This is a genomic window from Ruegeria sp. BG8 (assembly GCF_056538325.1).
The window spans coordinates 199,423-224,042 of the sequence record NZ_JBQFSZ010000004.1; the positions used below are offsets into that span (position 1 = coordinate 199,423).

Below are 24,620 nucleotides of genomic sequence, written 5' to 3' on the forward strand. Positions count from 1 at the left end.
GTTCATCCGGATTATGATACCCGCCTTTGCGCTGTCTTTTTCTACTGCCGGAATTTCCTTGCACCACTTTTCCGACGGAGAATGGTTTTGCATTGGCGAGGTCCCACTGGATGTTGAGGACCTGAACGCCGAAGTAAACGCGCTGCGTGACAAGGCGTTCGCCCTGGAAAACGAGTTGACGTGCAAACTGGTGCTGCCCGTAGATCAGGTCCGGTTTCTCAAAGTCGAAGCTGAAAGCGCCGACATCTCAGACCAACAACAGCGAGTTCAGGATGCGCTGACAGAAGCGACGCCATATTCGCTGGATGAGCTTGTCTATGACACTGAAACACAAGACGGGGTAACTTATGTTGCTGCCATGGCCCGTCAGACACTGGACGAGGCCCACACTTTCGCAAGCGAACACGGTTTCCGACCCATCCAGGTTACTGTACCAACCGACGAGCAAGAGTATCCGGGAACACCTGAGTTTTTGGTCGAAGAAACCGCCGAGACTGACGAAGATACTACACCAGTCCCGGTTCAAGAGCCGCCCGTTCACGCGATTGCCGATGGTGAAGCGCCGACAGAGTTTCGGCCCGTAGCGCTCGCCGTACATGGCAGTCAAAGTCAGGGCGCTGAACGCAAGGTTTTGCCCGCTTATGCCATCCCAGCGGGTGCCGCGGCCGCAGTGTTCGTGACCGCGATTGTGGCTTGGGCATTGATCAGCCCCTCGGAACAGCCTCAGGTGGACACAGCGCAGGCCGAACCGGCTGAAACTCAGCCTGCGCCAGAGCCATCAGAGGTCATCGCCGCACTACCTGAACCGGTAGAAGTTCCTGAAACCGTTGGGGAGCCCGAACCAGCCGCAGCCCCGGAGCCCGAGCCAACCGCAGCCCAGGAGCCCGAGTCGATTGAAGAACCGGAAACGGCCGAGGTTGCACCGATAGAGGCGCTTCCAGATACCAGTGGCGGCCAAGAAACCGAACTTTCAGCTACGGACGCAGCGATCCTCGAGGCATTGAAAATCGCTCCGACAGTGGTTGAAGAGGTGGCTCGCAATCCTGAACCCGAACCAGAGCCGGAACAAATACATGCAGGCGCACGGATTGTTACGCCCGAAGCCTTGCCAGATCCTGACTTACAGCAGTCGGATGTTCAGTTTCTTGCCTCAATCGACAGGTCCGATCTTTCTCGGGATGCGGTAGCGTTGCCGTTGGTCAGCACATACGGGGCAGATGAACCGTTTGATCAAGTCAACGAACCCAGCCCCGCAGGCCAACGCTTTGATTTGGACGAACGCGGGCTTGTAACAGCATCGGTTGAGGGCACGTTAAATCCGGACGGCGTGTTGGTTTACCTGGGTCGCCCTGCAAAAGTTCCACCGGAAGTCCCCGTTCGGTTTGAGCAGGAGCCAATCGAAGAAGAGCCTAGTTCCAGATTGGCCGAGCTGCGCCCCAACCCGCGCCCAGCCAACTTGATTGAACAATTCGAGCGCGCGCAACTTGGTGGACGCACACGCGACGAACTCGCTGGGGTGCGCCCCAAAGAGCGCCCTGAATCCCTGCAGCAAAGACCCCAGATCGACGAGACACCGACTGCTCTAGCTGTCGTGGTGGCTCCTCGGCCAAAACCACGACCCGCTGGATTGTCCAGGCCTGCGCAGTCAAGTACCGCGAGCCTTGGATCGACGGCAGCAGTGCAGCCGCCCGCAGATGAGCCCGGCTCGTTCCAGCCAAAAGCGGTTTCACCGAAAATCCCGTCGTCAGCCTCGGTCGCGCGGCAGGCCACGATCGACAACGCGATAAACCTGCGCAAGCTAAACCTGATCGGCGTCTATGGCACACCGGCGAACCGCCGCGCACTGGTGCGTTTGCCCAGCGGCCGCTACAAGAAACTGAAGGTCGGAGATCGAATAGATGGCGGCAACGTCATCGCGATCAGCGACAGTGAACTTCGGTACCAAAAGCGCGGCCAGAACGTTACCCTGCGTATGCCCCGCAGTTAGCGGACGTGAAAAGGCGGCGCATGATTTCTGCACCGCCTCAGTCGTTTATAAAATTCCAGCGTCAAGCGGCTGAAATTTCACCACTTTCAATTTGCTCGCGTTCAATCGACTCAAACAGCGCCTGAAAGTTGCCTTCACCGAATCCATCGTCGCCTTTTCGCTGAATGAACTCGAAAAAGATCGGCCCGATGACAGTTTTCGAGAATATCTGCAGCAGGATACGTGTTTCACCGCCGTCGAGTACACCCTCGCCGTCAATCAGGATGCCGTGTTTCATCATGCGATCCAGCGGCTCTTCATGGTCAGCAACGCGTTCTTTGGACATGGCGTAATAGGCCTCGTTCGGGCCCGGCATGAACTTCAGCCCTTTCTCGGCGATCGCGTCAGTCGATGCGTAGATATCTTCGCTGCCGACAGCGATGTGCTGAATACCTTCGCCTTTGTATTTCTTCAGGTACGAGACGATCTGCCCCGTTTCACCGCGATCTTCGTTGATCGGAATACGAATGCGCCCACATGGCGAGGTCAGAGCACGGCTGTAGAGGCCAGTGAACTTACCCTGAATGTCAAAGAAACGGATTTCGCGGAAGTTGAACAGATCACCGTAGAACTTGAACCACTTGTCCATATTGCCCTTGTAGACGTTATGCGTCAGGTGATCGAGATAGTAGAACCCGTCCCCACGTGGCTTGGACTGCTTGGTCCACGTAAATTCCTGATTGTAGGGCGAAGTATCGTAATACTGGTCGATGAAATAGATCAGTGAACCACCAATGCCTTTGATGGCAGGTACGTCCATGGTTTTGTCCGCGGCCTCATAAGGCTCGGCCCCTTTCGACACCGCATGCTCAAAGGCTTTCTGCGCATCCACAACGCGCCACCCCATGGCAGGCGCACAGGGGCCATGTTCTTGCACGAACTTGGCCGCAAAACTATCGGGGTCGGCATTCAGGATGTATGTCACGTCGCCTTGCTGCCATAACTCGACCAAAGGCATATCCGTATGATGGCCGACTAATTCGAACCCCATCTTTGCAAAAAGTTCGCGAAGTTCCTGCGGTTCGGGATGTGCAAACTCGACAAATTCGAAACCATCCGTTCCGGCTGGGTTTTCGGGCGTAATCGCAGATTTCGGGGCATTGTGAGGGAAAGGACCCATGGCGTGTCTCCTCCATAACAGGAATTTCTTTGCTGATTCCAAAATATGTCTTATCAAGCGCTGTTTCTGCGCGTATTTTTCATGTAAACTAACTTCATACGCGATAATTCCGCATATTTATGAATATTTATGGAGAAACGCCGCATATGCTGGATTCCACTGACACGCGGTTGTTGTCAGCCCTCCAAAAGAACGCGCACCTGACCGCCCATGAGCTTGGCGAGATGCTGAACCTGTCTGCCAGTCAGGCCGGGCGTCGTCGCCAACGGCTTGAGACGGAAGGCTACATAACCGGATACACGGCGCGGCTCGATCCTTTGCGCCTTGGTCTTCAGGTACAAGGTTTCATTCAAGTGCATTTAGGCACCCATGGCCCAGAGCAATCCGAAAGTTTTGCCCGTATGGTCGACACCCGCCCTGAAATCACAAGCGCGTGGACGATGACTGGAGAGGCAGACTATCTGCTACATGTCTATTGCGACGATCTATCCGCACTCAATCGCTTGCTTCATCAGGTGATACTGCCGCATCCTGCCGTTGCACGCGTGCAAAGCCAGATCGTAATGGACCAACTCAAGCGCGACGCGCCGCTACCCACCTGACTCGAGCAAGAGGGCACTATGGACGATTTCCTTTACCAGGCTTCGATCTATCTGGCGGCCGCCGTGATCGCAGTTCCGCTTTCGGCGCGCCTGGGGCTCGGGTCCGTGTTGGGGTATCTGGCCGCGGGCATTGTCATCGGGCCGATGTTCGGATTGGTCGGCGCGGAAACGGAAAGCCTGCAGCACGTGGCGGAATTCGGCGTGGTCATGATGCTGTTCCTGATCGGGTTAGAACTTGAACCACGCGCATTGTGGGACATGCGAGACCGCTTGTTGGGCCTTGGTGGGCTGCAGGTGCTGTTGTCCACCGCTGTCATTGCATGTGTGGCCATGTACGCAAATCATCCCTGGTCTGTCGCGCTAGCGGTTGGGCTGACATTGTCTCTGTCATCTACTGCGATCGTCTTGCAAACCCTGTCCGAGAAGGGACTGATGCAAACCAACGGCGGACGCGCCACCTTTTCTGTCCTGCTGACACAAGACATCGCCGTTATTCCAATACTGGCTTTGTTGCCCTTGTTGGCATTGCCCGCGATCCCGCAAATCAACAACGACGGCTCTATCGCACGCGGCGGCAAGGACTTGCATGATGCAGCCCATCACAGCCTATCACTGGTCGAGGGTCTTCCCGGTTGGGCGGTAACGCTGGTCACCATAGGGGCTATCGCGTTTGTCATTCTGGCGGGCGTTTACCTGACCCGTCCCCTCTTCCGTTTTATCCACGCGACCCGCCTGCGCGAAATGTATACCGCGCTGGCACTGATGATTGTGGTCGGGATTTCGTTTCTGATGACGCTTGTTGGCCTTTCCCCTGCCCTCGGCGCGTTTCTGGCCGGCGTGGTGTTGGCAAGCTCAGAATTTCGACATGAGATGGAAAGCGACCTAGAGCCTTTCAAGGGCCTGTTCCTCGGCTTGTTCTTTATCACAGTCGGTGCGGGAATAGATGTTGCGTATTTCTTCAACGACCCATTAGACCTGATTGGTCTGGCACTACTGGTGATCCTTGCTAAAGGTCTCATCCTGTTTTTGGTTGGGCGCGCGTTCAAGCTGCGGGGGCGCGACCATTGGTTGTTTACGTTGGGGCTGGCCCAAGCGGGCGAGTTTGGTTTCGTGTTATTGGCCTTCTCGACCCAACAGAATGTAATTCCGCCGGACTTGTCTCAAAAACTGTTGATGATCATCGCGCTGACCATGCTGATCACGCCGCTTTTGTTCATCATTTATGACCTTGTATCGCGGCGTATCCACGATAACTCACCCACACCAGAACCCGATGAGATCGACGAAAAGGGCCCGGTCATCATCGCTGGCATCGGACGGTTCGGACAAATCGTCAACCGTCTGGTTCAGGCGAGCGGCTTCAAAACCGTTGTCCTCGACCACAACATTGAGACAATCCAGCTTATGCGTCGTTTCGGGGTGAAAGGGTTCCTTGGCGACCCGACCCGCCCGGAACTGCTGCGGGCTGCAGGGCTGGAAAAAGCATCGGTTTTAGTCGCTGCGATGGATGATGCGAAAACCGTCACCCGGCTGGTCGGCTTCGCACGACGCCAACGCCCAGACCTTCACATTATCGCCCGTGCACATGACCGGACCCATGTTTACGAGCTATATCAGGCCGGGGCGAATGACATCGTACGCGAGATGTTCGACGGCTCATTACGTGCCGGACGTTATGTTCTGGAGAATATCGGCCTTAGTGAGTACGAGGCCGCGCAGGCCGAGCAGACCTTTTATCACCACGACCGAACAGCGGTGCGAGAGCTGGCTGAGCTTTGGATTCCGGGCATGCCAACGGCCGAGAATAAAAAATACATCGAGCGCGCACGCCAGCTTGAGAAGGATCTGGAAACCGAGCTGTTGGAACTGGCCGAGAAACACGCTCAAAAGTCGGCCTGACCTCTGATCGGTCAGGCCAAACGGTTTAACCGTCCGAAACGCCCGCCTCTGCAAAGGTCGCCATGCCTGAATGGCAGGCGACAGCGCTTTTTAGGATGTTGATCGCCAACGCTCCACCCGACCCCTCGCCCAGACGCAGGCCCAGGTTCAGCAACGGCGTTTTACCAAGCTTATCCAACACGGCCCCATGAGCCCCTTCGGCACTTTGATGGCCTGCGACGGTGTGATCGAGTGCGGTGGGAATCACATCAGCAAGGCAAGCCGCGGCGGCCGAACAGATGAAACCATCCAAAAGGACCGGTATCCGCAAAACGCGCGCAGCTGCAATTGCTCCGGCCATGGCGGCAATCTCGCGACCGCCAAGACGGCGCAGGATTTCCACTCCGTCACCTGATCCGGCATGAAGCGCGACACCTTCCGCCACGACGCGGGTCTTGTTGGCCAGACCGGCATCATCCACCCCGGTTCCACGCCCGGTCCAGTCGGCAGCCTCGCCACCAAACAGGGCGCACGCGATAGCGGCGGCAGGCGTCGTGTTGCCGATCCCCATCTCGCCAACCACCAAGAGGTCAGCGTTTGTATCCACGGCATTCCATCCTGTACGGAGTGCGTCCAGCAGCTCGACCTCGGTCATCGCTGGGCCAGCGGTGAAATCCGCCGTGGGTCGATCCAATTCCAGTGCATGGACATCCATCTTTGCGCCAGCAGCCTTGGCCAGCTGGTTGATTGCAGCCCCACCATGTTCGAAATTCATAACCATCTGGACTGTGACTTCCGGCGGAAATGCCGAAACGCCTTGCGCAGTAACACCGTGGTTCCCGGCAAAGACAATCACCTGAGGCGCTTTGATTTGAGGCCGCGCATCTCCGCGCCAACTGGCATACCAAATTGCCAGATCTTCCAGACGCCCCAACGCCCCAGGCGGCTTGGTCAACTGACCGTTGCGACCAGTGGCACCTTGCAAGGCGCTATCATCAGGGCCGTCAGCCTGTATCAGGGCATCTAGGAAGGAATTCAGATCGTTAAGTTCAGGCAGCATCCAAAGCCTCGTTGCATCAGAGTGGTCCTGTGTGTTTAACCGAAGCAACTAAACCAACAAGACCCCGAAAGGCGCGGAAGTGCTAAAAAACGACACGAGGTTCATTTCCCTTTGGGATATCCCGCTGGCGCTGGTCCTGTTGACCCGACTTCCCATCCCGCGTTTGCCTGAGCCTGTCTTTTCACGTCAGGCCCGCGCGGCATGGGCTTTTCCTTTGGTTGGGCTTGTGGTGGGCCTGCTGGGCTGTGCCGCGGCTTGGCTTGTACTGTATGCCGGATTGCCTCCGATCGTCGGCGCAGTCGTAGCGGTCGCGGTCCTTATCATCACAACCGGTGCGATGCACGAGGACGGTCTAGCCGATACCGTTGATGGCTTTTGGGGTGGTTTCACACCAGCTCGGCGTTTGGAAATCATGAAAGACAGCCATATCGGGACATATGGTGTTCTGGCGCTAATGCTGTCGCAACTGCTGCGCGTCGCCCTAGTTTGGACCCTACTGACAGCGGGTAATCTCGGCGGCATTCTGGCGGCCTGCGTTCTGTCACGCGCGGTGATGCCGGTTTTGATGACAGCACTTCCAAACGCACGCCAGTCAGGGCTGAGCCACTCAGTTGGGGCCCCCACCGTTGCGGCTACGTTCGTGAGTTTGGGGATTGCTTTGCTTTTGACCTTCTTTCTGCTTGGCCTAAGCACATTTTGGGTCATTCTGTTTGGATCAATACTCGCTTTCGCGATCGCCATAGTCGCGAAAACAAAAATCGGCGGGCAAACCGGTGATGTCTTGGGGGCCTCGCAGGTCTTGTCTGAGATCACCATCCTCATGGTCATCGCGGCGCAGGGTTAAGACGCCCCTCCCGTTTCGATCCGTATGGTCGCCCCGCAGTGTTTGCAGTGCACGGCATCTGGATCATGGCGAAACAGCCCACAGCTTGGGCATTTGTGGCGCACCTTTTGCGGCATGAAAATGGCTTGCGCCAAACGCACAAAAAGCGCCACGCCCACGACCATGATGAAAACCGAAAACAACTTGCCGCCCGGCGTGGCAAGAGTGATGTCGCCAAAACCCGTTGTTGTCAGCGTTGCCATCGTGAAATAGAGCGCGTCGATATAGGCTGTTTGGCTGTCTTCGGGGATAAAAAACACCAGTACCGCGGTCGAGGTCACAAAGACGAAGACCAACAGGTTGATCGCAGCGATCACCGCGTCCTCATGCGTTCGGAAAAACTCGCTGTCGCGCCGTAAATCCCGCAGTAAGTGATAGGAATGGATCAAACGCAGCGCACGAAGGATTCGTAGAAACGCCAGGTTTCCCGACAAGAGCGGATCAAGCATCAAAGATACAATGACCACCAAATCCGCCAGCGTATAGATCTTGAAAAACAGCTTCCAGCGATCCTTAGCAATCCACAAGCGGGCCGAAAAATCCATCAGGATCAGAAGGCCTACAACCAGGCTGGCAATCGTAATGCCGGGGCCATGCGGGATATGCGCGGTTGAAATGAAGAATATGATTGTAACCGCATCGAACAGGATCAAACCGTACCTGAACCAGACGCAGACAGGGTCATGCGCGACGTAAAGATACTTGAGATTTTGTTTTAACTTATCCATGTACCTGCCTTGGCTGGCAGCAAAAATACCCACAAACGCCCGACTTACCAAGCGACCGGGCACAAAAAAGGCCGCCCCTTTTCAGGAACGGCCCAAATTGCATAAATGCCTGAATATCAGGCGGCGCGAGAGGTCAGAACCTCATCTACTTGCTTAGCGGCCGAGACTTCGCCCGCACCGGAAACGGCGGCAACTTCGCGTGTCAACCGCTCAAGCGCTGCTTCATAAAGCTGACGCTCGGAATAGCTCTGCTCGCGCTGATCGTCGGTGCGGTGCAGGTCGCGCACGACCTCAGCGATCGAAATCAGGTCGCCGGAATTGATCTTTTGCTCGTATTCCTGCGCACGACGGGACCACATAGCGCGCTTCACCTTGGCCTTGCCCTTTAGGGTTTTCATCGCCTGACTGATAACGTCGGGCGAGCTGAGCGACCGAAGGCCCGATTCTGTAATCTTGTTGGTTGGGACCCGCAGGGTCATTTTGTCTTTCTCAAAAGAGATCACGAACAGCTCAAGCGAAAATCCCGCGACGTCCTGCTCTTCGATCGAGATGATCTGTCCTACGCCATGCGCAGGATAAACAACGTAATCGTTTGGGCGGAACTCAAGCTTTTTCGACTTAGACATACAGGTTCATCCTTGGTTAAATGAGGTGGGCACAGACAACAAAACACACCGGCCCGCGCCAAAATCGGCTCGGTCAGGCGGCTGTCTTGTCAAAAAATCACAACTCCAAAGCGTTCATACTTACGGAGTACATCCCCAACTCAGTCATCATTCAGTTACTGAGTATATCACAAAAATGCGACATACGAAAGCAGAACCCGCTCAACCCGGGTTTAATCCATTTCGAAACAACCGCTTACGGCGCTTTTCTCCGTTCAGCGGAAAGTTTTGGTTAGGCGAATCGCTTAACCGCCCTCACCCGGTGCTTCAGAGAAATATTTCTCCATCTTGCCCTCTTCACCATCACGTTCCTCGGCCTCGGGCAGCGGATCTTTCTTGGTGACGATCACGGGCCACATTTCCGAATACTTCCGGTTGAACTCGACCCACTGATCCATTCCAGGTTCAGTATCGGGGCGGATGGCGTCTGCGGGGCATTCCGGTTCGCATACACCACAGTCAATGCATTCATCTGGATGAATGACTAGCGTGTTCTCACCTTCGTAGAAACAGTCCACAGGACACACTTCGACACAGTCGGTGAATTTGCAGCCAATGCAGTTTTCGGTGACAACATAGGTCATGGTGAGTTTCCCGTTTGCGCTTTGGGCGTCTAGCTAAATCAGTATTGCGTCGGCTTCAAGATATGATCAGCTATCTTGAATGCGAGAAAGATCAAGCGCGCGCCGATCTTTCTTTGTCGGACGACCTTTTCCCCCAAACCCCGGATTTGGCGGAGGCGTGTCCTGCTTTTCGGTCAAATCCGAATAAAGTGTTTGCGCCTCGGTCGCTGGTCCGCGTCGTTCGCCCAGTTTTTCAACGCGAACAACCCGCACGATCCGCCCTTGAGGGAACGTTAATACATCCCCCGGCCCCACCGCTTGAGAAGCTTTCAGGACCCTGTTGCCATTCACACGCACATGGCCTGCAGTGACCTGCTTGGCGGACAGGCTGCGGGTCTTGAAGAACCGCGCCTGCCACAACCACTTGTCGATCCGCAGCTTGGCGTCCGCCATCCGAACTTAATTGCCGTCCTTCAACCCCATAAGCGCAGCCGCAAATGGGTTGTCGGGATCAATGGCTTTCTCTTTCTTGGGCGGACGGGACGAGAAGGACTTGGCGCCTTGCGGTTTGCCGCCCTTATTGCCATGCGGTTTTCCGCGCCCCTGCTGAGGTTTGCCACGCGGCTTGCCCTTGCCCTGCCCGTGTTCACGGCGAGGGCCACGGTTCTGCTGTCGCTGACGGCCCCAAGTGAAGGTATAGAAGACCTCGACCTCGGGCTCTTCACTGGCCGGAGCCTCGGCTGCCGCCTCGGTGTTTTCGGTAGCCTCGGCTGACGCCTCGGCAGGCGCCGCGACTTCTTCAACCGGTGCTTCCGGTGCTGGGGTTTCTTCGGCAATAGCTTGTTCAGCCGTGTCTGCCGCTGGCGTTTCTGCGGGCGTCAATTTGATTTTTTCTCGCTCGCCGCGCTCGGCCTTGTAACCCAGACCCTGCATCAGATCGGCGAACTGATCCAACGTCATACCGGTGATCGACAGCATATCAGCCTTGGCTTCGAAACCACCTCGACTGTCCTCAGCCCGCAACATATCGGCAAGCCGTTCCAGCATGTCGATACGGATCGAGCGATCGCCCGCATCGCGGTACCCGCACATGGTGTCGTAACCTTGTGGCGCATCTTTGGCCACCGGGACAGTAACGAGGCCCGGAGGGGGTGCCTCAGGAAATTCCTGAAGGCCGCTCGACAACGCCCAAAGAACCAGGCGCAAACGCGTTGGCGCAGGTTTCAGCAGCAGCGGCATGAAGATCGTGAACTGGCCGAACCGGATACCGTGCTTACGCAGAGCCCCCCTAGCATCCTGATCCAGATCTTTGACCTCTTGCGCGACCTGTGCACGCGGTAGCACGCCCAGCGCCTCGACCATGCGGAAGGCAAATCCTTTGGCCAGCCCGGCGAGTTCTTCATCGCGAGACAGGTTCAGCAGCGGCTCGAACAGCGCAGCGATCTTGCGGTCGATGAAATGCTGCAACCGGCGCTGCACTTTCTGCTCGACATCGGGGCCTGCGGCCTCGTCCACAAAAACCTCGACCATGGGCTTCAGAGGCTCAGCACCGGCGACCAGTTTGCCGACTGCATATTCGCCCCACATCAGGCCGCCTTGTTCAGTGAAATCTATTTCAGTATCGGGCGCATTGTAGAAACGGTCGGCACGCAGATGAAATTGCGGCGCGAGGGCTTGCAAGGACGCCGATTTCAAAGCTTTCGCCTCGGTCCCCTGCGCAGCCTTGTCCGGAATGAACCGGAACCCTTCAAGACGACCGACGAATTCACCCTCGACGGTCACTTCACCCTTATCATTTACTTCGGCCAAAAGGGCCTCCTTCTGTTTGAGCCGGCGCAGCAATACGGATGTGCGCCGGTCCACAAATCGCTGTGTCAAACGATCGTGAAGAGCGTCTGACAATCTGTCTTCTACAGTGCGCGTTTCCTCGCGCCAATGGGATTCGTCACGCACCCAACCGTTTCGTTGCGCAACATATGTCCAGGTGCGAATATAAGCCAACCTTTTGGACAGTGCATCAATATCCCCGTCGGTGCGGTCAATCCGGCGGATTTGCCGCGCCATGAAGTCATCTGGGACCGAGTTCCGCTCGTGCAGGTGGCCGAAAATGACCTCAAGCAGGCTGGCGTGTTCTGAATGGCTGATGCCCCGGAAATCAGGGATTCGACACACATCCCACAATAAACGCACGGATTGGGGATCGCTCGCGCGCGCTATCACCTCGGTTACCTGAGACAGAGACTTCAGCACGTTCAGGTCGTCGGCCGGACGCGCCTTGATCAGGTGTTCGTTGTCCGGACCAACCTCAAGCGAGTCGATCAGCGTCTCGATCGAGCCAAACCGCAAGGCGGCATTCCGCCAGTTTAGCTTTTTCATCGGCGTAAAGCGGCTGTCCATGATTGCCTGTGCGACGCCATCATCCAGCGGTGGGGCCTCACCGGTGACGCCAAACGTGCCATCGGACATTCCGCGACCGGCGCGACCGGCGATCTGAGCCAGCTCATTGGGCGCCAAAGGCCGCATCCGTCGGCCATCAAATTTGGTCAGGGATGAGAACGCCACATGGTTCACATCCAGGTTCAGCCCCATACCGATGGCATCCGTAGCGACCAGATAGTCGACCTCGCCATTCTGATAGAGATCCACCTGCGCATTTCGCGTCCGAGGACTGAGGGCCCCCATCACCACAGCCGCCCCACCCTTTTGACGACGCAGAAGTTCCGCGATGGCGTACACACTGTCGACCGAGAACCCGACTATGGCACTGCGCGGTGGCATTCGGCTGATTTTCTTGGACCCGGCATAGACCAGTTGCGACATCCGCTCGCGCCGCACGAACTGTGCCTCGGGCACAAGGGCTGCAATCGGGCCGCGCATGGTGTCCGAGCCCAGAAACAGCGTTTCGTTCGTGCCACGGGACCTTAACAGGCGGTCCGTAAAGACATGGCCGCGTTCAGGGTCGGTACAAAGCTGAATTTCGTCGATGGCGACGAAGTCGGCCCCCATGCCTTCGGGCATAGCCTCAACCGTGCAGACCCAATACTGAGTGCGGGGCGGCACGATGCGCTCTTCCCCGGTAACCAGCGCGACCACGGATGGACCACGAATAGCGACGATCTTGTCATAGACCTCGCGCGCCAAAAGGCGCAGCGGCAGACCGATGACACCGGTCCGGTAGCCCAGCATCCGCTCAATCGCGTAATGGGTTTTACCTGTATTGGTTGGGCCAAGTACGGCCACGATTCGGGATGACCCGCTCACCTTTGCCCCCTGCCTCGGCTTCTCAGAGGGCTGATCCCTCGACCGATGGCTTAAGTCGATTCACCGCATTGGTTACTTCTTCGTGATGGGGATGTATAGCCAACGCACGCTCATACGCCGCAAAGGCTTTGTCGGGCTGACCAATGATCTCAAAAATCAGACCTAGCCCGTATATGGCTTCGTAATGGTTCGGGTTCAGCGTCAAAGCATATTCCAGATCAGCAGCCGCCAATCCAAAACGCTCAACTCCAAAGAATGCCGACGCACGCATGTGCCAACCTTCAGCGAAGTCCGGCGCGTGGTCTGTCAATGCCGTAAGATGTTCTATCGCGGCTTTCGTATCCCCATCATCCAATGCGTCGCGGCCGCGCTCTAGCAGCAGGTCAGCCGAAGCAGAACCCGAAAGCGACCACAGCGACTTGAGCTGACGGTCGATGCCAATTGCTTGTTCCGGGGTTGATTGCGCCAGTTGCTGCAATAGCTCAGCTTCGTCCCTCGAATCCGCCTGTTGCGCGGAAGAAGGCGTGGAAAACATCACTACGGCGACAAGTGCCGCAACGATACCTTTGAGATTGGTGCTTGCAATGCTCATAACAACGGTCAGTGTAGCGTAGCGTATCGGGATGTCCATTCCCGACGCTCAAATCAAAGTGAGGAAGAACATGAGCGACACTCTGGAAAAAGCGGCAGCGGCTCTGAACGAAAAACTGGCCGACAGCGGCTTTGGTGCATCCGCCAAGTTTGCCATTGAAGGTCTGGGCGCGATTGTGCTGGACGGCGCAGGTGCGCGGGTCAGCGATGAGGATGCAGACGTCACCATGAGCGCGGACGCAGATACGTTCGAGCAAATCCTCAGCGGCGAACTGAACCCCACAGGTGCGTTCATGTCTGGCAAACTGACGGTGGACGGCGACATGGGTGTTGCCATGCAACTGGCATCGGCGCTGGCCTGATGGAACTGACGCCGGCCCCCTTTTTTGAAGACTTGGCCGGCGTACCCGCCGGTGGACAGGCCCATTGGCTGCGCACCGCCGACGGTATTCGCATTCGTGCGGGACATTGGCTGCCGCAAGGCGAAAGCCGTGGCACTGTTCTGATGTTTCCCGGACGCACCGAATACATCGAGAAATACGGAGACGCGGCAAATGAATTCGTTGGCCGCGGCTTTGCGTTCATGGCGATCGACTGGCGCGGTCAAGGTCTGGCTGACCGCCTGCTGGACGACCCCCGCGTCGGTCATGTTGAAAAGATATCCGACTACCAGAAAGACGTGCAGGTCGTGCTTGATCTGGCGGCCGAGCTTGGATTGCCGAAACCTTGGCACGTCATCGGTCACTCGATGGGCGGTGCAATCGGGTTGCGAGCGACGCTGGAAAACAATTGTTTCGCAACTTGCGCCTTTACCGGCCCGATGTGGGGTATTTTCTTCACACCGTTGATGAAACCTCTCAGCCGGTTAACTGCGTATTGGGGTCCTCGGTTCGGACTGGGTGAGAAAACACCTCCGACGACCAGCCTTGAAAGCTATGTGCTGTCCCAACCTTTCGAAGGCAATGTGCTGACGCGCGACCCGGAAATGTACAAAATGATGCAGGACCAGCTGACCGCCTGCCCGGAGCTGGCCTTGGGTGCACCGTCGACGATCTGGCTGCGCGAGGCGTTGGACGAATGCGCCTGGTTGATGGAGCAAACCGCACCGACCATACCCTGCCTGACATATCTTGGGACCCACGAACAAATCGTGGACCGCAAAGCCATTCGCGCGCGCATGGCGAACTGGCCAAGTGGCACTCTGGTTGAAATACCTGATGGCGAACACGAGGTTTTGATGGAACCTCCCAGCGTTCGTGGCCCGATTTTCGACCAACTGACCGCGCATTTCCTGGCTGTCCAGCCCGAGCAATCAAGCGAACCCGCCATCCCGGGCTAAGACCCTGCTTGTGATCCTTGTCCTGCGGCCCTAGATGTTTGCCAATGCAGATTTTCGAGGTGATCCATGCGCGACCTTCCCTTCCCCGTCCGTGACGCAAATGCAATCGGTGGAGCCGACAACCTTGGCAACCTTCCGGAATGGGACCTGACCGATCTTTACAGTTCGGAAGACGCGCCCGAACTGTCGCGTGATCTGGAATGGCTGGAGGCTGAATGCGCGGCCTTCGCATCGGACTACGAAGGCAAGCTGGCTGGCCTGAGTGCTGATGACCTTTTGCAATGCGTTCTGCGCAACGAAAAGATCAACGCCATCGCCGGTCGGATCATGTCCTTTGCCGGACTGCGCTATTACCAGCTGACTACGGACGCTGACCGTGCAAAATTCCTGTCGGATATGCAGGAAAAGATCACCATCTTCACGACCCCGCTGGTGTTCTTCACCCTGGAAATCAACCGCATTGATGATGGGGTTTTACAGGGTCACTTCGATGCAAACACCGACTTGGCCCGGTATGAGCCTGTTTTCCGCCGAATCCGCGCAATGAAGCCGTACCAATTGTCGGACGAGCTTGAAAAATTCATGCACGATCTGGGCGTCGTAGGTGACGCATGGGAACGCCTGTTCGACGAGACCATTGCCGGGCTGACCTTTGATATCGATGGCGAAGAACTGAACATCGAGGGCACGCTCAACCTGCTGACAGAACAGGACCGTTCCAAACGCGAAACTGCGGCGCAAGAATTGGCCCGCGTTTTCCAAAGCAACATCAAAACATTCGCGCGCGTACACAACACACAGGCAAAGGAAAAGGAAATCGTCGACCGCTGGCGTAACATGCCTACGGCCCAAACCGGTCGCCATCTTTCGAACGATGTTGAGCCCGAAGTGGTCGAAGCCCTGCGCGAAGCTGTGGTAGCCGCCTATCCCAAACTGAGTCACCGCTATTATGAGCTAAAGCGGAAATGGCTGGGCCTTGATGTCATGCAGGTCTGGGACCGTAACGCTCCGCTGCCGATGGAAGACACGCGCATCGTTGGCTGGGACGAAGCCGAAACAATGGTGATGGAGGCTTATAACGCGTTCGATCCCCGCATGGGTGAGATCGCAGCGCCCTTCTTCTCGAAAGGCTGGATTGATGCGGCCGTCAAACCCGGCAAAGCGCCCGGTGCCTTCGCGCACCCGACCGTGACGGACGTCCACCCCTATGTGATGCTGAACTATCTGGGCAAACCGCGCGATGTGATGACACTGGCGCATGAATTGGGCCATGGTGTCCACCAGGTATTGGCCGCGGGTCAGGGTGAGATGTTGTCCTCCACCCCGCTCACGCTGGCCGAAACTGCATCGGTCTTTGGCGAGATGCTGACCTTCCGCAAAATGCTGGATAAGGCTGAAACGCCGGAACAGCGCAAGGTTCTGCTAGCCGGAAAGGTCGAAGACATGATCAACACGGTGGTCCGCCAGATCGCGTTTTATGACTTTGAATGCAAGCTGCATGCCGCACGACGCGAAGGTGAACTGACACCAGACGATATCAATGCGCTGTGGATGAGTGTGCAAGCCGAAAGTCTTGGGCCCGCATTTGAGTTCATGGAAGGGTACGAGACATTCTGGGCCTATATCCCGCATTTCGTACACTCGCCATTCTATGTCTATGCCTACGCCTTTGGGGACGGCCTCGTAAACGCGCTCTATTCTGTCTACGAAAGCGGCGCTGAAGGCTTCGAAGACAAATACTTTGACATGTTGCGCGCCGGTGGCTCTATGCACCACAAAGAACTTCTGGCCCCGTTCGGACTGGACGCCAGCGATCCGCAGTTCTGGGACAAAGGTTTGTCGATGATTTCGGGCTTTATTGACGAGCTTGAAGCGATGGAAGGCTGATCACTTCTGGTTCTTGGTCGTCAGGAATATTGCGGCCACGATCAGTACAGCCCCGAGGGCTGCGATCGGCGTGATTGCAGCCCCCAAAAACAAAGCAGAGTTTATGAACGTAAACACCACCGAGGCTGCAAACATCAGCGTTGCGGTCAACGTGGAAACGCGCGCTGCCGCCTCGTACCACAGGTAATAGGCTAACGCGGTCGGCAACATTCCCAGCAGGATCAAAAATACCACGTCATTCACTGTGGGAACTTGCAGGGAAAACATGGCCATCGGCAGCAGCAGAACGCCTGAGCACACGAAGATACCAAACAGGAAATTCAACCTCTCACCCGTCGACTGAGAGCTGCGCATCGCCCGGCTGCTGCAAATCAGAAACACCGCCCAGCTGAGACCTGCACCGATTTCCAGTAGGTCACCGAACAGCGGGTCTCCTCCGCCCTGAAAATCGCGAAAGACGGTCAGGAAAACGCCCAAAATTGCCAGGCCTGTGGCCAGTACATCCACACGCGTTACCGGAGCGTCAGCGAAAAAGTACAAGAAAACCAATACGAAGAATGGGGCCGTATTCTCCAACACTATCGCATTGGCGGCGCCCGTGTATTCCAACCCTATGTGGAAAAAAATGTAGTTGATGACGGTCGAAAGAACGGCCAGGCGGAAATTCCAGTCGCCCAGTTGAATTCGCGCAGGCACCCGCATCAGCTTTAGCAATCCATAGATCGCCAACGCGGCGATAAACAACCGTGAGACGGCGATCTGCAACCCGCCCAGATCGTTCGTCAGGTATCGAGCGATAACGCTATGCGTGCCCCACAAGAAAGCAGCCAGAAACCCCAGCACCAAACCGTTTTGCATGAAAGCATTTGACGTCTTGGTGCGCTTCATCCTCAACGCCTATTTCAACTGACTATCTTTGGAGCCGCGCCGGTTGATCCCAGCGCGCAACTTGAAGGCTCCGTCCCGTTCCTGCTGACACTCCAGACACAACTTCACCCCCGGCAAAGCGAGGCGTCGTTTTTCCGGGATAGGCTCTTCGCATTCCGCGCAGTGGGTCAGGCTCTCTCCAACAGGTCGTTTGTTTGCCCTCATCCGAGCAAGCTCGTCCGAAATGGACGCTTCGATCTGTTCACTCACAGCGCCGTCGCGCGCCCAGCCGCCAGCCATAGATGCCTCCTGTTCAGGTGACAGCCAGATTAGTTCAGCCGGGCACAACGTGGCAAGTCAGAGCGAAACAGCCCCTTCGAACACGCGGTCGATCATTTCCTGCGTGCCGCGCGAGAACTCCAGCGGGCAAGCGTACTCGACCTCTTCGCGGACAGATCTACAAAACGCCTCGACCTGCAGTTTGTAGTGATCATCACCTGGGAACCGCGTGACCTGCACCTCAAGCCCCGGCCGGTGCAGTTCAACCCTGGCTTCTCCAAAAACGCGGGCGTTGAACGGTGCGGTCAGACGGATGACACCACCTTCACCGTGGAACAGCATCTCTTGGTAGGGGTGCATGCGGATCGAAACGTAGCTGGAATAGGTAAAGTCCGGGAACTGGGCGCGAATTTCAGTGAACGCGTCGATCCCATCTTCCCAGCGGATAGCCGATTGAACGCTGACCGGTTCTTGCCCCGTCGCAAAGCGGGCGCTGCCGATGACATAAACGCCGATATCGCGCAGACCACCACCGCCGGTCTCGGCCCGGTTGCGGATGTTTGAGGTGTCTTCGCGGTTATCAAAGCTGAACGCTCCGGTCACGTGTACCAGTTTGCCAATTGCACCATCTGCAATGAGCTTGCGTGCAAACTGCCACTGCGGGTGGTGAACAATCATGTAGGCTTCGGCCGCAAGCAAACCGGTCTCATCGCGCTTTTTGATCAGTGCGTCGAACTCAGACCCCTGCATCGTCATCGGCTTTTCACACAAAACGTGCTTGCCTGCATCCAAGGCTTTCAGGCTCCACTCCACATGCATGTGGTTCGGCAGCGGGATATAAACCGCGTCGATCTGCGGGTCTGCCAGCAGAGCGTCATAGCTGTCGTACACAGTCAGATCAGGACAAAATGACAGGAAAGGTTCCGCTTTTTCGGCGCTGGACGTTGCCAGCCCTGCAAGGCGCGCCCCGTCTGCCCCGTGAATTGCTGGTGCCATAAATTGACGTGCGAAATTGGCCGCGCCCAAAACGCCCCATTGAACTGGTTTTTGCATAATGTCCCCTCCTTTTCTTGCCGCTGGTGCGGCAGACAGAAGCCTGTTTATCAACCACCCGACGCAAAGTCAGGCTTTTCTAAGCCCCAATCCCGCGTAGTCTGCGCTGGGATGTCGGAAGGAAGAGCAGATGCGCAGATTCTTGAAATGGGTCGCCGGGTTTGTGGTTGTGGCAATCATCGCCGGTTTGATCGTTTTCTTCGTGTTTTTGCCACCTTACATCGAGTCCACACGGAACAACGTGATCGAGCACGACCCCTATGCGGTCGCGGAAGAAGCAGCCGCGCTACACAAAAAGTTGATCGTCGGAGACCTTCACGCAGACCCTTTGCTGTGGAGCCGCGATCTGACGAAACGCGGAACGCGCGGTCAGGTGGACATCCCCCGCCTGATCGAAGGCAATGTTGCACTGCAAGTATTCACGGCGGTTACGAAATCCCCCGCGGGTCAAAACTACGAAGCCAATTCTGCTGAGGCTTTCGACAATATCACCCTTCTTGCGATCGGCCAGCGGTGGCCGTTGCGTACCTGGAACAGCCTCAAAGAGCGCGCCATTTATCAAGCGGAGAAACTGCATCGGTTCGAGGCAACCTCGGACGGTCAGCTCAAAATCGTCAAGTCCCGCGCCGATCTGGATGCCGTTTTGGCGGCAAAGGCGAATGGTGAGGCTGTGGTCGGTGGAATTCTGGGGATCGAGGGTGCGCATGCGTTAGAGGGCGATATGGCGAACCTCCAAGACATATTCGACGCCGGGCACAGGGTTTTTGGACTACAGCACTTTTTTGACAACGCCTTGGGGGCTTCTTTGCACGGTCACGAAGACAGCGGTTTGACCGAATTCGGGCGCGCGGTGGTCGCTGAACTGGCCACCATGCCAGTTGTAATCGATCTGGCCCATTCCAGCCCACAGGTTGCCCGGGATGTACTGGCCCTGACCGACGCTCCTTTGATCGTAAGTCACGGTGGATTGCACGGGTTTTGTGCCGTCAAGCGCAACTATCCTGATGACCTAATGAAGGACATCGCAGCAACCGGGGGCGTGATCGGTATGGGATATTGGGCCGACGTGACCTGTGGCGACATTACACCCGCCGGTATTGCAAAGATGATCAAGGCCGCCGTCGAAACACTGGGCGAAGACCACGTGTCACTGGGGTCTGACTATGACGGATCTGTGGAAACCGCTTTTGATACTTCTGAGTTGGCTGCGCTGACGTCAGCCTTGCTGGCCGAAGGCCTGAGCGAAGCCCAAGTTCGCAAAGTGATGGGCGAGAACATGGTGCGTGTCTTCAGACAGCAACTGGCCCAATAAAAAAGCCCGCCGAAATCGGCGGGCTGTTCGTTGAGTTGGGCGTGCGTTACATCGCGCCCAACATTCCTTTTTCACGCGCAAGGTCCCGCATCTTCTTTTGCAGCTTTTCAAAAGCACGGACTTCGATCTGACGAATACGTTCGCGGCTGACGTTGTACTGCGTGCTCAGCTCTTCGAGCGTGACCGGCTGATCCATCAGGCGACGTTGAGTCAAAATATCCTTCTCGCGGTCATTCAGAACTTCAAGCGCTGCGGCCAAAAGCTCACGCCGCGCATCAAGTTCATCCCGGGCCTCATAGTCACCGGCCTGATCCGCGTCTTCGTCCTCAAGCCAGTCCTGCCATTGCATGGTGCCCTCGCCTTCGGACCCGACGGTCGCGTTCAGCGAGGCATCGCCACCGGACATACGGCGGTTCATGCTAATGACTTCTTCTTCTGTCACGCCAAGGTCATTGGCGATCTGAGCGACATTCTCGGGGCGCAAGTCGCCCTCTTCCAATGCACCGATACGTGCTTTGGCTTTGCGCAGGTTGAAGAACAGCTTTTTCTGCGCCGAGGTCGTGCCCAATTTCACCAGTGACCAGGACCGCAGGATATATTCCTGGATCGAGGCGCGGATCCACCACATCGCATAGGTTGCCAGACGGAAGCCCTTTTCAGGGTCAAACCGCTTCACCGCCTGCATAAGACCCACATTGGCCTCAGAGATTACTTCGGCCTGTGGCAGACCATAACCACGGTATCCCATCGCGATCTTAGCCGCCAGTCGTAGGTGCGACGTAACCATTTTATGAGCTGATTCAGTATCTTGCTCTTCGACCCAACGCTTGGCCAGCATATACTCTTCTTCCGGCTCCAGCAGGGGGAATTTGCGAATTTCCTGCATATAGCGGTTCAGACCGCCTTCCGGCGTCGGCGCGGGGAGATTTGCGTAATTTGCCATAATTCATGTCCCTCCGACAAATGTTTAAGTTGTTAACATAGGATATGGGAGGTCATCCCATTCCATTCAAGAGGTACCGTTAACAGTTTGGAATTAACGATGGATAAAGGAAAGATAAGAACGCGTTACTCACAACTGTTTGCACATTATGTCAGGGGTGTTCTCAGCTTATCAATCAGATTTTCCATATCGCCAGGCAAATCCGCCTCAAACCTTAAATATTCGCCTGTCACAGGGTGTTCGAACCCCAGAACAGCTGCGTGAAGTGCCTGCCGTGGGAAACTGCGTACCGCCTCGGCGACATCCGCGCTAAAGGTTTTCGATGCCAGCTTTCTTTTGCCGCCGTAGACAGGATCCCCGACCAACCCGTGGCCAGCATGGGCCATATGGACGCGAATTTGATGCGTTCGGCCAGTTTCCAGCCAACATTCGACCAAGGCAAGACCAGCCGGTGTGCCAAATACCTCGACCACCCGTGCCCGCGTTACGGCGTGCCGACCGCCATGGAACAGAACGGCCTGTTTTTGACGATCCGTTTTGTGCCGAGCCAATTGCGTGGTCAGGCGCATGATGTTGCCGGGCTCGAAACTGACCCCTTTAACGCCACGCAACCTTGGATCATTGGCATCGGGAACACCGTAACAGACGGCCCTGTAGTACCGCTCGACACTGTGGGCTTCGAACTGGGCGGCAAGGCCATGATGCGCGGCGTCAGATTTCGCAACAACAAGTAACCCACTGGTTTCCTTGTCTATTCGATGCACGATTCCGGGCCGCTTTACGCCGCCGACACCGGACAATTCTGTACCACAATGATGCAGCAGTGCATTCACAAGCGTTCCGTTTGGCGAACCCGGAGCAGGATGAACCACCATTCCAGCCGGTTTATTAAGAACGATCAGGTCACCATCCTCGAAGACAACATTCAGCGGAATGTCTTCGGGTCCAATATGGCTGTCTTCTGCTTCGGCGACGGATATGACCACGCGCGTGCCCTCGACCACTTTGGCCTTCGGATCGCGGATTTCGGCACCGTCGATTTGGACCGCCCCTTCTTCGATCAGCCGCCCCAACCTCGTGCGCGAGAGGTTTTCCTCGGCTGGAACATCTCGGGAAAGCGCCTTATCAAGGCGAGGCGGCGGATCAGCCGCGATCTGAAATTCAATCTGGCGAGTGCCCATGACTGTCCCTTCCGAGCCTCAAGAACCGATAGAAACGCCGCAGCTGAAATTGCTGAGACGGATGGTCATGCTGCTGACCGCGGTGATGATTGGCGGGGTTCTAGTGACATTCGCCCTGATTGTCATCCGGCTAACGGACAGAACCCCCACCCTTCCGGACCAAATCGACCTACCGGATGGCGCAAAAGCAGAGGCTCTGACAATCGGCAGCAACTGGTACGCTGTAGTCACCGACGACAATCGCATCCTGATCTTTGACAAAACGACCGGTCGTCAGCGTCAGGAAATTACGGTCGATTAACCGGACTTTACGCGTCCAGCGCCATTCTGAACACGATCTCAGACGCTTCTTTCAGCGCGGCGTATTCTTCTGCTGTATCCCGGCGAAACCCTTCGTCCTCTGCGCTGAGCTGTTTGGGAGGGAACATTTCCGCTGAATCGGCAAAGAATTCCTGATGGAACGCGCGATCTTTCCCTGCCATGAATTCATCCAGCCACGCGCGTTCATTTGGCTCAAGAACATCATTCCGGCGGATCATCACCGGATCGTCCGGTGCCAACCGCCGCAATTGGCGGCTTCGCTTGCGTCCCACCGCACGCGTGACGATCCCGAACGCCTCGCTTGCGGCCCGTGATTGCGATGGGTTCGAGGTTTGATCCGTCACATACCCATCGGGCAATGGCGTACCAATACGCGTCAGAAAATCGTCCACGACATGACCGCGGATCATCTGGGACCGCTCATACAAAAGCGGCACCACGGTCACACCTGGAAAGGCTGCCCGTATCTGACCAAGCTTGAAAGCAAAGCTGTACCTTTGTGGGTCGCTTTCGATTTGCGACAGCTGTTCGCGGATATAGGGCGTACCGATAACCGAAATCCGACCGTTCTTTGCGCGTTGCTTGTAATCGGCTTCGAAGAATTCGGAATACCGGCGACAATAGAACGTTATCCTCATCTCACGAGCCGGGATTTCCGAAAAAACCTGAGCCAACTTGGCCAGATCGCAGGAATAGAACATCTCGGATGATACAAGGCAGGTCTGTTCAGAGTATGCGTCGAACTCGGATGTCATTGCCGTCCGGAACGGGTCCATCGGCTGATCGCTTTGGTTCATATGAAAGGCGACGATGTTGTGGCTGATCGCCAAGCGAGAACTGCCCTCTAACCTGCGCCGGCCCGTCTCCATGTATCGAAGCCCGATATCGTTCAGAAGGTCTGGTTTGCCCCGCAAAAACGCCTGTAAAGCCGTGGTTCCAGTCTTGGGCATCCCCAAATGCAGCCAGAGCATCAGATGCGTCCCACCATCATCTAAGCGACCATCACACCGCCGCACTTGCGGAAACATCTGATGTCATTTGACGCAAAAGCTCTTGCATTTCAGGTATTTCCCGCAATTGAGCAATCTGCTGACGATGCTGATCACAGGACATGTGATGCAGGCGCGCTGTCTCGGAATCTGACAACATCTCGTAGTAAATTGCGCGTTTTCGATCCAGAACGGCGTCGATTGATGTGTTGGTTTCGGCATTCTGGTTCATGGTATTCCAGTATTCCAAACCCAGACTTTCGCCCAAATGGTGCGCTCGTCCCCGCATTTTCTTGACCAGATAGCTCTCGCAAGACTTCAACGCATAATGGTTCACCTGCACCAGATCATAACCGACCGAGTCGCGGGCCGAGCGCCAGCTACTATCAAAATAACGCTCTGGCATAAGTTCCCCGGATCCGTTGTACCAGTGGCAGTCTTGCATTGTCGCGACAGTCGGGCGTTTTGGTCGATGAACCCCCAAACCATCCCAAATCTCGCGCTGGAACATCGTTTTCAGACCCCAAGCTTGCGGAGGGCGGAAAATCCGCTCTGGCGCGGCTTGGCGGAATTGATCGGACAAAAAGCGATCTTCGTACTGAACGACGCCAGCGTTTCCGAACAAACGCCACGTCATCGAAATTGTCTTTGCATCCGGGATTGCGTTGGTCAAAGCCCGCAGCGTGTTGTCACCCGTTTTGACGTTGATATGCTCATCTGCATCGATCACGATGACCCAGTCCTGAGGTCGCGCAAACTCCATCTTTAGAAATCGGTTGTACGCCCTTTTCTGAGGGCTGTTTTTGCGGTGTGAATTATTGTCGACATGGGTGACAAAGCCCGTCTCATCCAGGCGCTGAAGCAAGGCATCCGACCCGTCCGAACAGTCATTGGTGAACACCACAATCTGATCAACACCAATCGCCCGATTATGGGCCACCCATTCCAGAACAAATGGCCCCTCATTCTTCATTGGGGTGATGCTTACATACCTTGGGTCCTGCCCGACCATTTTATTCTCCTAGACACGATCCGACAAAACCAGCGCATCGTGTTTTTTGCCACCATAATT

General features: G+C 56.2%; 24 protein-coding genes. 9 read left to right on the top strand and 15 right to left on the bottom strand.

Annotated elements, in window-relative coordinates:
• Positions 1-13 precede the first annotated feature (13 nt).
• The gene (locus ACR0DG_RS10525; protein ID WP_480707142.1) at positions 14-1,987 is read left to right on the top strand and encodes a DNA polymerase III subunit gamma/tau domain-containing protein; all 1,974 of its coding nucleotides are present in this window, start codon (positions 14-16) and stop codon (positions 1,985-1,987) included.
• Positions 1,988-2,048: 61 nt separating this feature from the next.
• On the opposite strand, the gene hppD is transcribed toward ACR0DG_RS10525, so the two are convergent.
• A complete protein-coding gene (hppD, locus tag ACR0DG_RS10530; protein ID WP_480697615.1) occupies positions 2,049-3,146 on the bottom strand; it encodes a 4-hydroxyphenylpyruvate dioxygenase in 1,098 nt (365 codons plus the stop codon).
• A 146-nt stretch (positions 3,147-3,292) separates the two neighbouring features.
• Between hppD and ACR0DG_RS10535 the strand changes: the two genes are divergently transcribed.
• On the top strand, positions 3,293-3,748 hold the full coding sequence (locus ACR0DG_RS10535; protein WP_480697617.1) for an Lrp/AsnC family transcriptional regulator: 456 nt from the start codon (positions 3,293-3,295) through the stop codon (positions 3,746-3,748).
• 18 nt (positions 3,749-3,766) lie between these two features.
• Positions 3,767-5,647, top strand: coding sequence for a monovalent cation:proton antiporter-2 (CPA2) family protein (locus ACR0DG_RS10540; RefSeq protein WP_480697619.1), 1,881 nt, complete (start codon positions 3,767-3,769; stop codon positions 5,645-5,647).
• A gap of 25 nt (positions 5,648-5,672) precedes the next feature.
• On the opposite strand, the gene cobT is transcribed toward ACR0DG_RS10540, so the two are convergent.
• The gene (gene cobT, locus ACR0DG_RS10545) at positions 5,673-6,686 is read right to left on the bottom strand and encodes a nicotinate-nucleotide--dimethylbenzimidazole phosphoribosyltransferase (RefSeq protein ID WP_480697621.1); all 1,014 of its coding nucleotides are present in this window, start codon (positions 6,684-6,686) and stop codon (positions 5,673-5,675) included.
• A gap of 79 nt (positions 6,687-6,765) precedes the next feature.
• Between cobT and cobS the strand changes: the two genes are divergently transcribed.
• The gene (gene cobS / locus ACR0DG_RS10550) at positions 6,766-7,530 is read left to right on the top strand and encodes an adenosylcobinamide-GDP ribazoletransferase (protein ID WP_480697623.1); all 765 of its coding nucleotides are present in this window, start codon (positions 6,766-6,768) and stop codon (positions 7,528-7,530) included.
• On the opposite strand, the gene ACR0DG_RS10555 is transcribed toward cobS, so the two are convergent.
• The 6 genes from ACR0DG_RS10555 to ACR0DG_RS10580 form a co-directional block, all read right to left on the bottom strand.
• Positions 7,527-8,297 carry an ion channel gene (locus ACR0DG_RS10555; RefSeq protein WP_480697625.1) on the bottom strand — a complete coding sequence of 257 codons (771 nt, stop codon included), beginning with the start codon at positions 8,295-8,297 and terminating at the stop codon, positions 7,527-7,529. The two genes, cobS and ACR0DG_RS10555, sit on opposite strands and share 4 nt — an antisense overlap.
• A 116-nt stretch (positions 8,298-8,413) precedes the next feature.
• Entirely contained in the window at positions 8,414-8,923 is a 510-nt protein-coding gene (locus ACR0DG_RS10560; protein ID WP_480697627.1) for a CarD family transcriptional regulator, read from the bottom strand.
• A 284-nt stretch (positions 8,924-9,207) separates the two neighbouring features.
• Entirely contained in the window at positions 9,208-9,546 is a 339-nt protein-coding gene (gene fdxA, locus ACR0DG_RS10565) for a ferredoxin FdxA (protein WP_480697629.1), read from the bottom strand.
• A gap of 66 nt (positions 9,547-9,612) precedes the next feature.
• On the bottom strand, positions 9,613-9,978 hold the full coding sequence (locus ACR0DG_RS10570) for an RNA-binding S4 domain-containing protein (protein ID WP_480697631.1): 366 nt from the start codon (positions 9,976-9,978) through the stop codon (positions 9,613-9,615).
• Positions 9,979-9,984: 6 nt separating this feature from the next.
• Complete coding sequence (locus tag ACR0DG_RS10575) at positions 9,985-12,786, bottom strand: helicase-related protein (protein ID WP_480697633.1); 2,802 nt, start codon at positions 12,784-12,786, stop codon at positions 9,985-9,987.
• A 22-nt stretch (positions 12,787-12,808) separates the two neighbouring features.
• On the bottom strand, positions 12,809-13,417 hold the full coding sequence (locus tag ACR0DG_RS10580) for a tetratricopeptide repeat protein (protein WP_480697635.1): 609 nt from the start codon (positions 13,415-13,417) through the stop codon (positions 12,809-12,811).
• Between the two features lie 31 nt (positions 13,418-13,448).
• On the opposite strand from ACR0DG_RS10580, the gene ACR0DG_RS10585 reads away from it, so the two are divergent.
• The 3 genes from ACR0DG_RS10585 to ACR0DG_RS10595 all read left to right on the top strand — a co-directional run bounded on the left by ACR0DG_RS10585 (position 13,449) and on the right by ACR0DG_RS10595 (position 16,603).
• On the top strand, positions 13,449-13,739 hold the full coding sequence (locus ACR0DG_RS10585) for an SCP2 sterol-binding domain-containing protein (protein WP_480697637.1): 291 nt from the start codon (positions 13,449-13,451) through the stop codon (positions 13,737-13,739).
• Positions 13,739-14,716, top strand: a complete 978-nt coding sequence (locus tag ACR0DG_RS10590; RefSeq protein ID WP_480697639.1) for an alpha/beta fold hydrolase — start codon at positions 13,739-13,741, stop codon at positions 14,714-14,716. Before ACR0DG_RS10585 ends, ACR0DG_RS10590 begins: the two co-directional genes overlap by 1 nt.
• Positions 14,717-14,782: 66 nt before the next feature.
• Positions 14,783-16,603 carry a M3 family oligoendopeptidase gene (locus tag ACR0DG_RS10595; protein ID WP_480697641.1) on the top strand — a complete coding sequence of 607 codons (1,821 nt, stop codon included), beginning with the start codon at positions 14,783-14,785 and terminating at the stop codon, positions 16,601-16,603.
• Here the strand turns inward: ACR0DG_RS10595 and ACR0DG_RS10600 are convergent, their stop codons facing one another.
• From ACR0DG_RS10600 to ACR0DG_RS10610, 3 genes are read right to left on the bottom strand one after another with little or no spacing between them, the layout of a single operon-like run.
• The gene (locus ACR0DG_RS10600) at positions 16,604-17,491 is read right to left on the bottom strand and encodes a DMT family transporter (RefSeq protein WP_480697643.1); all 888 of its coding nucleotides are present in this window, start codon (positions 17,489-17,491) and stop codon (positions 16,604-16,606) included.
• 9 nt (positions 17,492-17,500) lie between these two features.
• Positions 17,501-17,770 (bottom strand): DksA/TraR family C4-type zinc finger protein, encoded by a 270-nt coding sequence (locus ACR0DG_RS10605; RefSeq protein WP_480697645.1) that lies wholly within the window; start codon positions 17,768-17,770, stop codon positions 17,501-17,503.
• Between the two features lie 57 nt (positions 17,771-17,827).
• A complete protein-coding gene (locus ACR0DG_RS10610; protein ID WP_480697647.1) occupies positions 17,828-18,802 on the bottom strand; it encodes a Gfo/Idh/MocA family protein in 975 nt (324 codons plus the stop codon).
• A gap of 130 nt (positions 18,803-18,932) precedes the next feature.
• On the opposite strand from ACR0DG_RS10610, the gene ACR0DG_RS10615 reads away from it, so the two are divergent.
• A complete protein-coding gene (locus ACR0DG_RS10615; protein WP_480697649.1) occupies positions 18,933-20,114 on the top strand; it encodes a dipeptidase in 1,182 nt (393 codons plus the stop codon).
• A 46-nt stretch (positions 20,115-20,160) separates the two neighbouring features.
• Here ACR0DG_RS10615 and rpoH read toward each other — a convergent pair whose 3' ends face one another.
• Together rpoH and ACR0DG_RS10625 are read right to left on the bottom strand one after the other, a co-directional pair.
• Positions 20,161-21,057 (bottom strand): RNA polymerase sigma factor RpoH, encoded by an 897-nt coding sequence (gene rpoH, locus ACR0DG_RS10620; RefSeq protein ID WP_480697650.1) that lies wholly within the window; start codon positions 21,055-21,057, stop codon positions 20,161-20,163.
• Positions 21,058-21,203: 146 nt separating this feature from the next.
• Positions 21,204-22,238, bottom strand: coding sequence for an RluA family pseudouridine synthase (locus tag ACR0DG_RS10625; protein WP_480697652.1), 1,035 nt, complete (start codon positions 22,236-22,238; stop codon positions 21,204-21,206).
• On the opposite strand from ACR0DG_RS10625, the gene ACR0DG_RS10630 reads away from it, so the two are divergent.
• On the top strand, positions 22,237-22,539 hold the full coding sequence (locus tag ACR0DG_RS10630; RefSeq protein WP_480697654.1) for a DUF6476 family protein: 303 nt from the start codon (positions 22,237-22,239) through the stop codon (positions 22,537-22,539). The genes ACR0DG_RS10625 and ACR0DG_RS10630 overlap by 2 nt on opposite strands.
• A gap of 7 nt (positions 22,540-22,546) precedes the next feature.
• Here ACR0DG_RS10630 and ACR0DG_RS10635 read toward each other — a convergent pair whose 3' ends face one another.
• A complete protein-coding gene (locus tag ACR0DG_RS10635) occupies positions 22,547-23,530 on the bottom strand; it encodes a hypothetical protein (RefSeq protein ID WP_480697656.1) in 984 nt (327 codons plus the stop codon).
• A 31-nt stretch (positions 23,531-23,561) separates the two neighbouring features.
• Positions 23,562-24,560, bottom strand: a complete 999-nt coding sequence (locus ACR0DG_RS10640; protein ID WP_480697658.1) for a glycosyltransferase family 2 protein — start codon at positions 24,558-24,560, stop codon at positions 23,562-23,564.
• Between the last annotated feature and the right edge of the window lie 60 nt (positions 24,561-24,620).